We start from the raw sequence: 14,046 nt of genomic DNA on the forward strand, positions 1-14,046 counted from the left end.
TGGTTTTGGGATGGACGCTCCCATCACGTTAAGCTGGCGCAAGAACGATCATCGAAGATGTCGCCTCATCGACTTTTGTCATGGAGTAGAGCAACGGTTTGTATTCACCTTGCCTCCAGCTCGACGCCAGATCTGCATAATGTGCCGATCCCGGAATGCCGGACTGTCCGGGATTATTGATGAAGAGACTCTCGTCCCAGTTTCCGACGTCGATTACCATACGTACAGACGGGCCGGCGATAACCGAAAAATCACTTAAGCGGTAAGTTGCGTAGTTGAGGGTCGAGCCGCTGCCGCCTACTCCTATCGATTCCGAAGACCAATTCGTACTTACGAGTGACTGGAGAGCATGCCGCAGATGTAGCGTGTGGAGACGGCCCCACGACCAACTTGCGGGATCTCTCCCCATCAACGTCGAACATTCCGTCCAGGCATTCACGAGGCTAGTTTGCAGATCCTCAACAAGTTCCATACTAGGCGCAGCGTTTTCCAGCCACGCGGCAATGCTTGGAGGGTCAAACGGCATGAGTAACGGAATCACTTGAGCACAGGCAGCTTCACACCTCGCGACCAAGGGCCCCAGGTGTTTGCTCAACCAGACCTCAAACAGAGCTGCTGGCGCCGAATCCGCTGACAGATCGTTGTCCCAATTTGCTAGAAACTGCCAGATTGTCAGATCGCCTGCATCCCTGAAAAGCTGGGTCACGGCCTTGGTAATCCGCATCGCAAGAGGGGAGAAAGTCGAGCATTGCAGGTGGATGCAGTCTTCCAAGGAGAGAAGCTCGTCACGGCTAAGCTCATAATGCAGCCTGTCGTGTCTGCTGCTGTCCAGCCATTCGTAGGCGATTGCCGGATTAGATTTTGACCAGTCATCTGGAACGTTCATTGCGTTCGCCGTGGCGATAAAACCGCGCGCTGGATTGAGCTCTGATGGACCATTGCTAGGGCAAAGATAGCCTCTCCACTCGAAACGACCGTCTCCTGGTACGGGGAGGAGACCATCCCAATTCTCGCGAACAGGCGTGGCCCCGGAAGGCTGCCAAGCAATGGTATTGCTGGTGTCCGCATAAACATGATTGACCGAAGGACATCCCCAACCTTTAAGGCTACGCACATATTCATCATGACTCTTTGCCCTCATGACCGAGAGGCTGGCCATATAGGGCGCCATTCCCGGATCCATCCAGACAGTCCTCAGTCCGAAGGTGCGGTTGTTTTTCTCGTCTTGATAAAGCACTGGTCCGTGGCGGGTGAACTTTAGCCGAACCCGCTGTTCTGAGTATCCCTTGACCGGAATGACTTCGTCGACGACGTGGACTTTCTCCCGACCACCATCGTAGGCGTATCTATCGGGATCAGCCACATCAGTATCATAGACATAGATATCTTCTTGATCGGCACCAAAGATCGTGAGGCCGAAGGCAGCCGTTCCGTTGTGTCCCATCGATATGCCGGGGGCCATTGGCTCCCCAGCGCCAATTATGTTCAAACCCGGCATTGCAAGATGCACGAGGTAACGAATGGAAGGTAGAGTGTGCGTGCGATGAGGGTCTAACGCTAAAATGGGGCGGCCAGTTGTCGTCTTTTGTGCCGAGATTGCCCAGTTGTTTGAGCCTTGCTCAAAGGACGAACGGCTAACCTCACCAGATGGAAGCACGGCAGTCCAAGCGCCGGCCTCCTCTAATGAACAGTTCAGTCTTTCTTCCAAGAAGGTTACCGGGCTAACTGCGAGCTGAAAATCCCGTAACACTCGGTCGCTCATTACTGTCGGGTCAAACCCCGCCGCAGGCGTGGGAATGCGGCCATGGGACAGTTTCTTTCGAAGTAAGTCGAGCTTTGCCCCGAGTTCCGGACCGGCCAAAGCCATGACTTTGGAGCGCACGAGTTCGGAAGACGCATTCCGCGTTAGGCAATGGGTGCGAATGCGGACGACATCTTCCGGCTTCCAGCGATCCGGCCGATTTGCTAGTACAGCAAATTCGGGGGGAAGCTGGGCTAAGCCGACATCGCAAGCATCGATGTAGGCGTTGATGCCGCTTGTAAATGCAGCGCAGATTTCTTCAGCGTCTGATCCGTATGCTTTCCATTCAGACGCCATGTCGCCGCGATAGAGAAAAAGGCGCGAAGCCCTGTCTTGCGCAAGATATCCAGGGCCAAAATCGCGCGAGAGAAGGCCAAGGCCCCGTTTGCGGGCCAGATCGATTTGCCACAGTCGGTCACGTGCCACATTCCAACCCTGCGCGAAGAAAAGATCGTGTAGGTTTTTTGCTCGGATGTGGGGTAAACCCCATCGATCGATATTGATAGACACTTCGCTATGAAGCCCCTTCACTTTCAGGAGCTTCGATGCAATCGCCGTTGTCATACCCGGATCCCCTATAGACCAAAAACGCTTCCTCAGCGATGCCTCGACTACTTGGGCTGTCGAGGCTTGCTCGGCCGCCTATCGGTGCGTAGCAAATCAGATATCGGGCCGCTGCCAAGGCCGGTTTCCGATTTCAGCCATTACGGTCCCTCCTCCTTTCACCTCGGTCAGAGTTACTTCGGCACCCCCTCACGCGAAAGTTGACGTGCTGTCGACGTGATGCCCAAATTTGTCCCCGCCGCACCTAGCACTCTCCACGCCTATTCGCGGGGACAAAGCGCTGACGATCACGATTTGTAGGTTGAGCGGAGAAAGGCCGATCAGACGAGGCTGAGGCAGTAGGGCTTGTTGCATCTGCCGGTCGGAGAGGTTCAGGAGGTCCCGTCCGTGAAAGCGGATCTGGCCGCCGATGGTATTGGCGGTCAGCTCCCGCAGCAGGCGCAGAATGGAAAGGACGGTGACGCTCTTCCCGCATCCGGATTCGCCGACATGCCGAGCGTTTCGCCAATTTTGACCTGGAAGCTGATGCCACCCAAGGCACGAGGACGCTGCCTTCCCCGAGAATATAGCGACAACTTGAGATCATGTTGCCCCGGCTGGGGATCTTCGGCGGCACGCCTACCCCAGGAAGCTCAGATGGCATTCGCTGAGACCATCCTGCCAAGGGCATAGTCAGCCATCGCGCTCATGCCTTCTGCATGTTCCAGATTGCAATCAGGCTCGGCATCTCGATAAGTCCAGCGAGAGTCTTGCGGCGCGCGATTGGCGTAACCTTTTGGCCCAGCCTAGTGTCGCCGACGAAGTCCCACCATATTCCCTGCATCTTGCGAGCCAGGGCCTTGCGCTCGTCGAGCGTGTCGACATCTACCCATTTGGCCCGCAGCGCTTCATATTCCTCGCTCTTTGGCCAGCCAAACCAGGCCTTGTCGCCACTCGCGTTTAGGTAGACCTGAGCGACTGGATTGCCGAGGGAGAAATCGGAAGCGCTCGAAATGAAGATGCTCCAGCCGCCGTCCTCAACGGGACCCTTGTTCGCCCGGCGTTTGGAAAGCCCACCCCAGTCGCTCGGCGCAAGCTCGGCATTGACCCCGATCTTCCGGAGCGTGGCCGCCAGTAACTGCGAGGCATCGGAGGCTTCCCGCCAGTCCGTCGGTTGAAGAATAACGACCTTCTCGCCGGCATATCCCGCCTCCTTGAAGAGTTGCTTGGCTCTTTCCGGATCACCGCGTTTCTTGAACCACCCCGTGTTTTCGTCGTTGGAATAGGGAGTTCCGTTCCCGAAGATTGAAGTTACGGAGGCCGTGTATTTTGGGTCGGGAGCAATGACGCGTAAGAACGCCTCCTGATTGATCAGGTATAGCATCGCCTGACGCACCTTCACATTGTCGAACGGCTTCTGCAGGTGGTTCATGCGAAGGCACCAGTCTTCTCCCGTTTTGTCCAAGACTTGAAGTGCAAGGTTGGGATCGCTCTCGATTACCGAGTAGAGATCGGCAGGCGGAGACCAGATGAAATCAGTCTCACCCGCTTGCAAGGCCGCCACAGCAGTCTGCTCATCTGCGATATTGTCCCAGATGACGCGATCGACGTTGACGATCTTCCCGCCGGCGAATCCGTTAGAAGGCTCACCACGCGGTACGTATTTTTCGTTGCGATCGTAGCCAACGCTCGCGCCAGGTTTCGCAAGAGCGTGATTGAACTTGAACGGCCCCGATCCAATGTTCGCGGTCACCTGCTCGGTTGCGGGGCGATCCGCGTCCTTCTCGCGCATGATGAACAAGCATGGCTGCGATACTTTTGCCAACAGGTCGATCAACACTCCTAGCGGCTCCTTGAGCGAAATCGTGAACGTCTTGTCGTCCTTTTTCGAGATATCCTTGGCCCGCTCCATGAGCAGTTTTCCGCCAAAATCCCTCTGGCCCCAGCGGCGGATCGAGGCGACACAGTCCGCCGCAGTGACCGGAGTGCCGTCGTGCCAGCCGAGACCATCCCGGAGCTCGAACGTATAGGTCTTCTTGTCGTCGGAAATGCCCCACTTCCCGACCATTTGCGGCTGCGGCTTAAAATTGGAGTCGAGCGAGAATAGCGTGTCGTAAATGGCCAGGCCATGGAACGTGGCGAGGTCGCTGGTCGTAAAGATCGGATCGTAGACTGTGAGGTCACCCATTACCATCCGGACCGTACGCGCGTCGGTTGGAGCCATCCGCGCCCGAAGGACCGACGGCATCGATACAGCCGTGCCGGCCGCCAGGCCCACCTTGATGAGGTCGCGTCGAGAGATTGTCATACTAAGCGTTCCCTTCTGAGCCATTCGCGCGATTAATCCGTGCGCATCTGCTGGATGAGCACAAGAGCATAAGCGCGCGAAGGCGGAGTATTTGCGCCAAAATGCGTTCGCTGCTGAAATGCGGACCACATAAAGCGGACGGTGTGAAACGTCAGCCTCAGCGATCCCCCACGTGACTAGATGGGCACCGTTAGGTTGACCGGATGCGTAACAAGCATGGTCTTTGTGTAGAGCTTGATGGTCTGAGGCCATCTTATCATTAGTTACCTTTGCCATTGCCTCGCAATGCGTCGCGAGGTGTCACACCAAGCCTTGAGGATATGCTGGTCCGCGCCATATGTGATCTGTGGTCTCGGCTTCGACCGGACCCTGAGACCTGTGCGCTCGGTTCCATTCGGCGTCTCACCGATCTTACTGGACGGTCGCGGGACTTGTACCCGCATTCTACGATGACTTCGGAAAATCTGACAGCTAGACTAACCACAGCCTTTCCGATGTTTTAAGGCGCCACCTGGGAGGTTTCGAGGAAGAGATCGGAGCCGACTTCCTCCCGAAGGGTTAGGCAAGTAGTACCTGCTGGTGAGCCGCAATGGCTGCACGCCTGCCGAACTCGCCAGACCAGGCCTGCACCCAAATCTCAGGACCTGCCGAGCTGACGTTGGGGCTTCAACGCTAGGATCTTGCGTTAAAAAAAGGGCGCCCCAAGACAGGGCGCCCTTCGCATCGACGAGTGCTCGGGTTGGAGGTCAATATCAAGCAACCCGCCGACAACCTTGTGTCCCTTCACCAACCGGTTTTGTCTCAGGTGGTGACGCTCGTAGTTGCCGGTGCGAGCGCCGAGATTAGCCTTTCAATCCTCAGAACGAGCGCTGAAAGCGGAGGAAACCGCCGACGCTGTTCTTCTTGTCGGCAGCGGTCCAGTTGCCGAACGGAGTTCCATCGTTGAAGTGACCGAAGTGATCGTAGTCAACTTCGCCGGTCACCTTGAAGCCGGGGACGATGTCGTAAGCGACGTTCGCCGCCACGCCGTAATTTTTGTCCTGGTCACCCGAGACCTGGAGATTGAACGAGGTCTTCGGGTTGAACTTATAGGTGCCGCCGGCCCACCAAGCCCAGTGACCGCCCCACTGCTTGTAGAAGTCGCGACCGCTGGCAACGTCGAGTGAACGTTTGTCAGTCCCGTAGCCGAACATGGCGAACAGCGACAGCTCACTGGTTACGTTGAAGTCAGCACGAACCTTGCCGGCCCACTCTTCGTAGTTGCTATCATAAGCGACAACGCCGGTGATGGCGCCCCAGCCCTGCGTGTACTTCACACCGCCGACAACATGCGGAACATAGCTATCGATCGTGCCAACGTAAAAGACGTTGTTAACGTCCACCGAACCCTCTTCGAGCGAGACCACGGCCGAGAAGCCGTTGCCGGCGTCGAAGTTGTACTGGATAAGGTTGGTGGAGAAATCTCCGTAGGGAACAATGGTGTCGTTGATAACGTTGCCGGCATATCCGATGAACGTGTCGAAGGCCGAATCGTCCAGACCGACACGGAGCCCACCAAGCTGGATCCAGGCAAAGTTCAGCGAAGCTCCCTTGTTGTGAGCTTGGTTACCGGCGCCGCCAGCGTAGTAGGCGCTGTTGCCGAAGTTGAAGCGCGTCTCGGTGTAGGTCTTCAAGGTGCCGAGCTCGGTTTCCTGGCCGGTCCAGGTCTTCAGGTTAAAGCGGGTGTTCTTATGCCAGGTCCCCTGGTCCTTGCCGTTGAGAACGTCTGTCGAACGTGCGCCATCGAAGCTGCCGACATCGCCAGCGCTGATGTCGTAACGGACATACCCGCCGATGCGCAGACAGGTTTCGGTGCCGGGGATGTAGAAGTAGCCCGAGCCGTACACGTCGCAGATCTTGACGTATTCAGCCGGTTCCGGCTCGGCGACCGTCACCGCGTCAGCGGCGCGAGCGCCGGAAACTGCGATCAGGGCCGCAGCTGAGCCGAGAAGAAGGCTCTTGATGTTCATACTTTATCTCCATTCAAAGATTTGAAAAGGGCGAGGACGTCGATGGACGAACCGCTCCTTGTCCCCACGATCGAAAAAGATGCGCATCGCGATGCATCCTTCCCGGCTCGACGCTATTCATCGGTCGAATTAGTGCAAGTTGAGATTCCGCTTTCGCGACGTTAAATAAGTACACGTGGCATTTTTGCCACTAAACTGTCAGTATTAATTGTACAAACTGCACAACTATACATCCACTACAAATCGCACAAATGGTACATCGGCTCCTATAAACCTTGGCCGGAAAAAGCCGCGGCCTTAACGGGCGGCTTTCCGATTAAAGAGCTGGCGCCTGGCTAGTCATCAGAAAGAGATTCTAGTAGAGAAAAAGCCTGGGCGGCCGAAGCAACATCTATGGTCCTACCTTCTCTGAGCAATTCGATAGGAACGCGACCCTTGAGAAGAGGCGAAGGGGCAATCAGCCACAGCCACGCCAATCTGGGATCGGAGATAGAGGAGAGCACCTGCCTGATTCCGAGTACAGGCCTGCCGTCGATGAACTGAGCTAAGGGAAACACATGCTTGCGAGAGCCTCTCCGAAAGGCAACCACATCGTTGTGCCGCTGCCACCAATGCAGCGTGGACCGAGGTATTCCAAAACGCGTCTCGAAATGCGTCGACCCTGCAACAGGGCCGGCCCACTCTGCAATGCGTGCGCCTCCTCTCGGGCAAACTGCCAGAACCGGATGCCCGGGCGGATGATCGGCAGACCGGGGTCGCGAAGCGATCTCACACGCCTGGGCGTTTAGCCGTCGCGCTCCTTCGGCCTCGAGCCTACCAAGAAATTCGGCGGCCAAGGCGGTTAGATCCTTGGACGGGGAGCCCGAAGGCACATCAGCAGCCTTTTCACCCTGCTTCGCCTCGTCGCATTGGGCAAGAATGCGCTGCACTTCTTTCATGACAAAGCTTGAAAGCTCAGCCTGGCGCTTTTCAACGCCAAGATCACTCGATCCGGTCATATGTGGCTATCCCGATAGTATCCTCCTCAGCAAACCGCCGAAAGAGTGTTGAAGACACTAAAGTTAATGGACGGCGATGTCGTTCGTAAGCCACCGAGGCGGGATCGGTTGTTCTGTCCCGTTTGGCCTGAGCTTCACAACGCGTCACGACCTCTTCATATATATTGCTGTTCCACCGACTAGGGAAACGCACATAGCCGACCGGTTATGACCCACGCGGCGCACCCGCCCCTAGCCAACTGATCATAGGCCGCTGGGTGCCAACAAGGCCGACCATTCATCTTCAGATTCAAATCTAGCGCGACATTGCTTTCTATTTGGCGGCAATTTGTAGGTGATGGTGAAACGCCAATCGCAATCTGATCCAAGCTATGCAATAGACGATCAATCGGCATCCTCGCTAGCTACCGACATTTCTGGCGTCGGGTCCACCCGCCACGCTGCCCGCCTTGGGAGCTAATCAGGGCGCTGCCGATTTAACGGTGCCCGCCTGAACCGCTCGGCGCCTCGGCTGATAGCGGAGCGCCTCGCGGGGATGAAGGCTGTTGTAACGCTCGGTCCACAAAGCAAGTTTTCCATCACGGCTCTGGAGTCGGGCCGTAGTGAGACGCGGACGTAGTCGCGTTCCTCGGCCATTCCGTGGACTGCGGGCTTTGGAGGGTGTTGTCCTCGGCTCGAAGCTGATATCGCAGGCAAGAGTCTGGTCTCGCGGGCGATGAAGCATGAGCCATTGTCGCTCATGGAGCGGGCCAGGGACATCTCCAAGAACGACGACAAGACCTTCACATTCGCGATCAACGAATAGTGGAGCTCCTGATCGATCTGCTGGCGAAAGGGCGGAGCCGGTCGTATTTATCATGCTCGAGACGGACGCGAACCGCTCAGCCCCCCTGCCTGTGCCCGACTCGCGGCTGCCTAAGACAGATCGACGCATAGCAGCGCAATCCTCGAACAATGTCCCCTCCCATTTCGAGCGTCGAAGATGCCAGACAAAGGCTAAGACGTTTCAAACGAAGCCGCATCGTGGGTCCTCCACGTCAACAGTTGACGCATTTGGCGTAAACGTTCCTCCCAACGATGCTATCGTACCCATCAGGCGCTTGTTGGAATGACAGGCAAATCATTCCCTCCTGATGTCGACGGCTTTGATAGGCGCGGACCAACCGCGCAAAAGTAATTAAAAAGGGGAAATCGAAACATGACAATCTCTCGACGAGACCTCATCAAGGTGGGCATGGGGATAGCAACGGCTATATCGATGCCATCGATCCTTCGGGCGCAGACGGCCCCAACCGACGCGCGGACGGTCCGGATGGTGATGGGTGACCTCAGAGTCTTCGATCCGATCTTCGCGACCGATGACCTCGCCACCTTTCATGGCTTGGCAATCTACGACACGCTATTCTCGCTCGACTCCAAGTTTAAGCCGCAGCCGCAAATGGTGAGGAAGTGGGGCGTTTCCGACGACAAGAAGACCTATACGTTCGAGCTCCGGGATGGGCTCGGCTGGCACGATGGCACACCCGTCACGGCGGCGGACTGTGTGGCTTCGATCCGTCGCTGGGCCCAGAACGATGCCGGCGGAAAACTGCTCATGGAGCGGGCCAAGGATATCTCGAAAAAGGACGACAAGACGTTCACGATTGCGCTCAAGGAGCCGCTGGGATTGTTGACCGATCTGCTGGCAAAAGTATCGCAGCCATGCCTGTTCATCATGCGCGAGAAGGATGCTGATCGCCCCGCAACCGAGCAGGTGATCGCCAGCATCGGGTCGGGTCCGTTCAAGTTCAATCCATCTCTTGCGAAACCTGGCGCGAGCGTTGGCTACGATCGCAACGAAAAATACGTAACGCGCGGCGAGCCTTCTGACGGATTTGCCGGCGGGAAGATCGTTAACGTGGACCGCGTCATCTGGGACAATATCGCAGATCAGCAGACCGCTGTGTCTGCGTTGCAAGCGGGTGAGACGGATTTCATCTGGCTGCCGCCGGCCGATCTCTACTCGGTAATAGAGACCGATCCAAACCTTGAGCTCCAAGTATTGGATACGGCAGGCAGCGATTGGTGCTTTCGCATGAACTTTCTGCAGAAGCCGTTCGATAATGTGAAAGCGCGCCAGGCAATGTTATACTTGATTGATCAGGAGGCATTCTTGCGCGTAATCTCCCCCGGCCTCGGATACGGACACACCACCACCTCGATATTCGGGAACAACACGGCCTACACCAATGACGAAAATACGGAATGGCATAAGAAGGGTGGCGATCCGGAAAAGGCCAAGCAACTCTTTAAGGAGGCCGGATATGCCGGTGAGAGGATAGTCATTCTCGACCCCTCGGGCTGGCCAGAGGCCCATGCCGCGGTAGAGGTATTGGCGGCTGCGATGCATAACATAGGGGTCAATGCCGAGCTTGCACCGAGCGACTGGGGTGGGCTTGTTGCGCGCCGCATGAATAAAGGCGCCATTGAGAGCGGCGGCTGGAGTATTTTTCCGACGAGCGACTCCGATTTCGTGCTCGGGAATCCCCTTTCTGCGCCTTATTTGGCCGCGAATGGTGATCAAGCTTGGTATGGCTGGCCGAAGAGCGACGAATATGAGGCGCTTCGCGCCAAATGGGCGAACGTCGAGACTCTCGAACAGCGCAAGGCTCTGGCCCGCAAGATGCAACGGGTTTGGTGGGATTTCGTCGGCGACGTCAGACTTGGCCAAGTTGTTACGCCAATTGCACGCCGCAAGGAACTCACTGGACTCATTGAGATGCCGCAGCTGATTGCAATGTGGAACATGGAGAAGATTTCAGCCTAGAGACATCCGTTTCCGCAGAATAAAAAATGATCGTCGCCGTTACGGCGATGGTCGAGATTCGGGTGGCCGCCCGGAAGCAACCCCCCAAGGAAACTCCTGGCAAAAAAGACCGTGCTGCCGAACAATCTGGAGAGAGACGCCGCCAATTTACAACAATTCTGGACACTTTCGCTCTCCACACAGACCAGTGGGTGCGGGTCGCCCCGCGGCTCATCCCCAAACTGTCTCTGTACCTGACAGGCTAACCGGTCAGCCCGGCTTTCCCCTTCAGTGGACGCTCTGGCGCTTACGCAGGCCTGAGCCAAGCCCGTGGTGTACTTGTAATGTCACCGGTCGAGTCGGACGGGGTGTAGAAGCCACCATGAACGTCACCGTGCAGAGCCGGTTCTATTGCGGCGATCTCCTCTGCGGTCACGGGTCGCCGGTCCAGTCCTCCTTCAATTAGGAGCTCGTTCACTTTCGTTGCGTGATCGAAGCCGGTCTTGTCCCAGTAGAGGATGCCGCTGCGGAGATGATCGAAATCGATGCTCTCCCGCTCCGCAATCTCGAACATGTACTTGCGGGCCGCGATCGCCATGCGCGTGGTCGCGAGGTCACATCGTAGCAGTGCTCCAAAAGTGCGACACGCGGTGATACCGGCGCGAAGAGGAACGTGCCGCCATGCGACACGGCGGTGATCGTATCGAACGGCCTGATTGATTCCGGCTGTTCAACTCATTGCGCGGGCGAGCAAGACGGTCGTTGGTAAGGTTGAATCCAGCCTTTCCAAAAGCGTCGTTCCTTCGCCATGACCCGCCGCTCCACAACTCGACAAAGGCGAACTTCGAGGTGCGGTCGATAGCGACGAACAGGAGCTGGCCCCTTCAGTGCGCACCTCTGCAACCGATCGGTAGCTGTTGAACTTGTTCTTCGCGGGCCCGTCGCCTTGGATATCCGGCAGGCGGCTGATGCCCCTAACGCTGCAAGCCGCGGCGCAATGAAGACGAGCCAGATGCAGGATTGTCTCCTGCAACCTCCCGGGCAGGCGAGGGCAGGCTCACGGCTATGCCCTGCATGTCGCATCACCCACTCGGGGACGCAATCCAGTCGTTCAACAATCCCGCAAACAATTTTCACGGAATTTTTGCGACCGCCGATCTCTGACAATGATAGCTTCACCGTAAACTTTGAGGTCGGGTGCGATAGAAGCTGATGCCTGTCTACGCTCGGACCGCCTGGCACGCAACGGAGAATCAACTCTATGGCAAGAAAAGCGTTCATCATGGTTGAAGGCCATAACGGTTTTGGTCTGCTTTTCGTCCAAGCGGCCCTGCGTCTCGGTCTTCATCCAATTACCCTTTCGGCCGATCCAACCTCCTACGACTATCTTGCGGCGGGAGGAATCGAGGCGATCCGTGTCGATACAGACGATCTCGGTGCGCTGATCCACAAATGTTCCGAGTTGCGTACGACGTATGACATTGCCGGCATTATTGGCTTTTCGGGCTCGGACGAGTCCGCCTGTTTGACCGCTGCCAAGCTCTGTCGGTACTTCGATTTGCCGGGACCGGACCCCGTATCGATTGAACGATGCTGCGACAAATTCACTCAACGTCAGCTCCTTGCGGGAGCCGGCGTTCCAATACCTGCCTTTCGCTCGGCAACGAATGCTATGGAAGTTGAAAGCTCTGCTGCGGAGATCGGCCTGCCGGTCATCCTTAAGCCAGCCGTCGGCAGCGGCAGCTGCGGAGTCCGATTGTGCAGCAATGTCGACGAGGTAGCCGAACACACGACTTATCTGTTGGGCGGGAAGCACATATGGCGGTCTCCGCCGAGGATACTTGTCGAAGAATTCGCTCAAGGTGCATTCCACTGCGCTCATGTGACGGCAAATGAGGTCATTGGGATTGGCGCCGCTGAGCTCGGGCCGCTACCGCACTTCTCCTTTCGTCAGTTCACGTTTCCGGCTCCGCTCAGTGACGACGAATACAAACGTATCGCCGAAGTTTCTCTGAGCTGTTTGCAAGCGCTTGATCTTGGCTGGGGGCCAACGAACGTTGACCTGCTGTGGACGAAACGTGGCCCCGTTGTCATTGAGGTCAATCCGCGTCTTGCCGGCGCGCCCGATCCTCAACTGATTCAGTTAGCTTACGGTATCGATCTCATCACTGAGCACATCAAGCTAGTCATCGGCGAAAACTGGGACTTGCGCCGAAGGCGTTCGCACACTGCCGCTGTGCGGTACCTAAATCCTGATCATGATGGTATTCTCGATTGGATTGATGGCGACAGTCAGGCGTCTGCTATATCTGGTGTCGTCGAGGCCAAATTGTATGTTAAACCGAAGACGCTTATCGTTAGGAAAGGCAACTATCAAGACATGATCGGACATGTCATTGCCAGTTCACCCAACCTTGCCAGAACCGAGGCGACACTTCAGCGTGCCATTGGCTCAATTACTTGGTCCATCACACCACTCCCTGCCTCTGGCGAACACAAATAATCAGCGGCCTCGCATCTCCGGGTCAGGTTCACGCGGGGGTCGTCAATACCGCAACCGAGGCGCAGCGGCTTGAGGTCTAAATACCAGAGCCGTTCGTGCTGGCCGGGCACGCGCCGACACTCTTTAGCAGAGCGGATCCGCCATCACCGAGCAGCGCGTCTCGAAAGGGCTCGCCTCCCACGATGCGATACGGAGTCAGCACCTCGACGGTTATTGTCGCCGTTGCAAGAAAGCTGCTATAGCGCTGTGGGAGTACTTGACTGAACGGCGTCCTATTCGAGAGTTGCTTGTCAAAGCTATCCCGAGAAGACTAAGCCTTCCAACTGGCTGGAAGCCGAATCAAAGACACGTCTCGCCTTTGGCCCCTGCCGCGGCAAGCGGGATATTGGTGCAGCCGTCCCAACCAGCGATCGTGTGTGAATTTCACCAAGCTTGACCGTGCCGCGTCACGCAATCGGGCTCGGCTCACGGCGGCGAGCCCCTGGGGTTCAAAAAACCCTGTTCGCTCCTGCAGGCCCGCGCCGACTCGCGCGGGGAGGGAACGCTGGCGCTCCTGGCAGGCTGGTCTCGACGCGAGACGGCTTGTGTTTATCACGAGACCTGGATCAAGACCAACAGGGCGCGATTATACGGCTGGGACCATGCGGCCAGTGGCTGCGTGGCCTTGCCCCGCAGCCACTGGCGCCGCTGACCTCCTCGGAGCACTGCGCTGCGGCCCGATGAGGACACCATGTGTCTTCGACGGACCGATCAACGGCCAGTGCTTCCGGCGTATGTGGAGCAGCTCGTGCCACTGCTACGAAGACCTGGTTAAGCTCGGGAGTAAGGCGGCCAAAGCCCAGATCGCCAAGATCAAGCACTGAATGCGAGCCGCTCAGAAGCGAACCATCGCCGACACGAAGCGACACATCGGTCTCCTCGTCGCGACGATCGAGCCCAGCGAATGCAGCAAGTACTGCCAAACCCCGGATATGCTTCCGTAAAACCCTTCAGGCGCTTCAACCGGGCACCGCTGAACACAACACATCGGAAGCGCGGGGCGCCGACACGAACTGTAGCTTTTTGTCCGGTCCGTGACACGGTGGCCTTCGCTTAGCTG

General features: G+C 57.0%; 6 protein-coding genes and 3 pseudogenes. 3 read left to right on the forward strand and 6 right to left on the reverse strand.

Going from position 1 to position 14,046, the window contains the following annotated elements:
- Positions 1 to 28: 28 nt before the first annotated feature.
- The 5 genes and pseudogenes from O7A60_RS25120 to O7A60_RS25140 all read right to left on the reverse strand — a co-directional run bounded on the left by O7A60_RS25120 (position 29) and on the right by O7A60_RS25140 (position 7,659).
- Positions 29 to 2,365 carry a penicillin acylase family protein gene (locus O7A60_RS25120; protein WP_337108470.1) on the reverse strand — a complete coding sequence of 779 codons (2,337 nt, stop codon included), beginning with the start codon at positions 2,363 to 2,365 and terminating at the stop codon, positions 29 to 31.
- 303 nt (positions 2,366 to 2,668) lie between these two features.
- Positions 2,669 to 2,940, reverse strand: a pseudogene (locus O7A60_RS25125) (ATP-binding cassette domain-containing protein); the annotation flags it as partial.
- Between the two features lie 110 nt (positions 2,941 to 3,050).
- Positions 3,051 to 4,652: an ABC transporter substrate-binding protein gene (locus tag O7A60_RS25130; RefSeq protein WP_337108471.1), complete on the reverse strand. Its 1,602-nt coding sequence runs from the start codon at positions 4,650 to 4,652 to the stop codon at positions 3,051 to 3,053.
- Positions 4,653 to 5,509: 857 nt separating this feature from the next.
- Positions 5,510 to 6,661, reverse strand: a complete 1,152-nt coding sequence (locus tag O7A60_RS25135; RefSeq protein WP_337108472.1) for a porin — start codon at positions 6,659 to 6,661, stop codon at positions 5,510 to 5,512.
- A 335-nt stretch (positions 6,662 to 6,996) separates the two neighbouring features.
- Entirely contained in the window at positions 6,997 to 7,659 is a 663-nt protein-coding gene (locus O7A60_RS25140) for an antitoxin Xre/MbcA/ParS-like domain-containing protein (RefSeq protein WP_337108473.1), read from the reverse strand.
- A gap of 1,198 nt (positions 7,660 to 8,857) precedes the next feature.
- Between O7A60_RS25140 and O7A60_RS25145 the strand changes: the two genes are divergently transcribed.
- Complete coding sequence (locus tag O7A60_RS25145; protein WP_337108474.1) at positions 8,858 to 10,465, forward strand: ABC transporter substrate-binding protein; 1,608 nt, start codon at positions 8,858 to 8,860, stop codon at positions 10,463 to 10,465.
- A gap of 242 nt (positions 10,466 to 10,707) precedes the next feature.
- Here the strand turns inward: O7A60_RS25145 and O7A60_RS25150 are convergent.
- Positions 10,708 to 11,057: pseudogene (locus tag O7A60_RS25150) on the reverse strand (FAD-dependent oxidoreductase); the annotation flags it as partial.
- A gap of 648 nt (positions 11,058 to 11,705) precedes the next feature.
- Here O7A60_RS25150 and O7A60_RS25160 point away from each other — a divergent pair.
- On the forward strand, positions 11,706 to 12,947 hold the full coding sequence (locus tag O7A60_RS25160; protein ID WP_337108475.1) for an ATP-grasp domain-containing protein: 1,242 nt from the start codon (positions 11,706 to 11,708) through the stop codon (positions 12,945 to 12,947).
- 475 nt (positions 12,948 to 13,422) lie between these two features.
- A pseudogene (locus O7A60_RS32010) lies at positions 13,423 to 13,935 on the forward strand (IS630 family transposase); the annotation flags it as partial.
- Positions 13,936 to 14,046: the final 111 nt, after the last annotated feature.

This window comes from Mesorhizobium salmacidum (SeqCode), from assembly GCF_037179605.1.
GTDB classification, from domain to species: Bacteria; Pseudomonadota; Alphaproteobacteria; order Rhizobiales; family Rhizobiaceae; genus Mesorhizobium; species Mesorhizobium salmacidum.

Bases quoted from the DNA above. Each gene is read 5' to 3' on its own strand.
- O7A60_RS25120 (WP_337108470.1), bottom strand. From the start codon at position 2,365: ATGACAACGGCGATTGCATCGAAGCTCCTGAAAGTGAAGGGGCTTCAT.
- O7A60_RS25130 (WP_337108471.1), bottom strand. From the start codon at position 4,652: ATGACAATCTCTCGACGCGACCTCATCAAGGTGGGCCTGGCGGCCGGC.
- O7A60_RS25135 (WP_337108472.1), bottom strand. From the start codon at position 6,661: ATGAACATCAAGAGCCTTCTTCTCGGCTCAGCTGCGGCCCTGATCGCA.
- O7A60_RS25140 (WP_337108473.1), bottom strand. From the start codon at position 7,659: ATGACCGGATCGAGTGATCTTGGCGTTGAAAAGCGCCAGGCTGAGCTT.
- O7A60_RS25145 (WP_337108474.1), top strand. From the start codon at position 8,858: ATGACAATCTCTCGACGAGACCTCATCAAGGTGGGCATGGGGATAGCA.
- O7A60_RS25160 (WP_337108475.1), top strand. From the start codon at position 11,706: ATGGCAAGAAAAGCGTTCATCATGGTTGAAGGCCATAACGGTTTTGGT.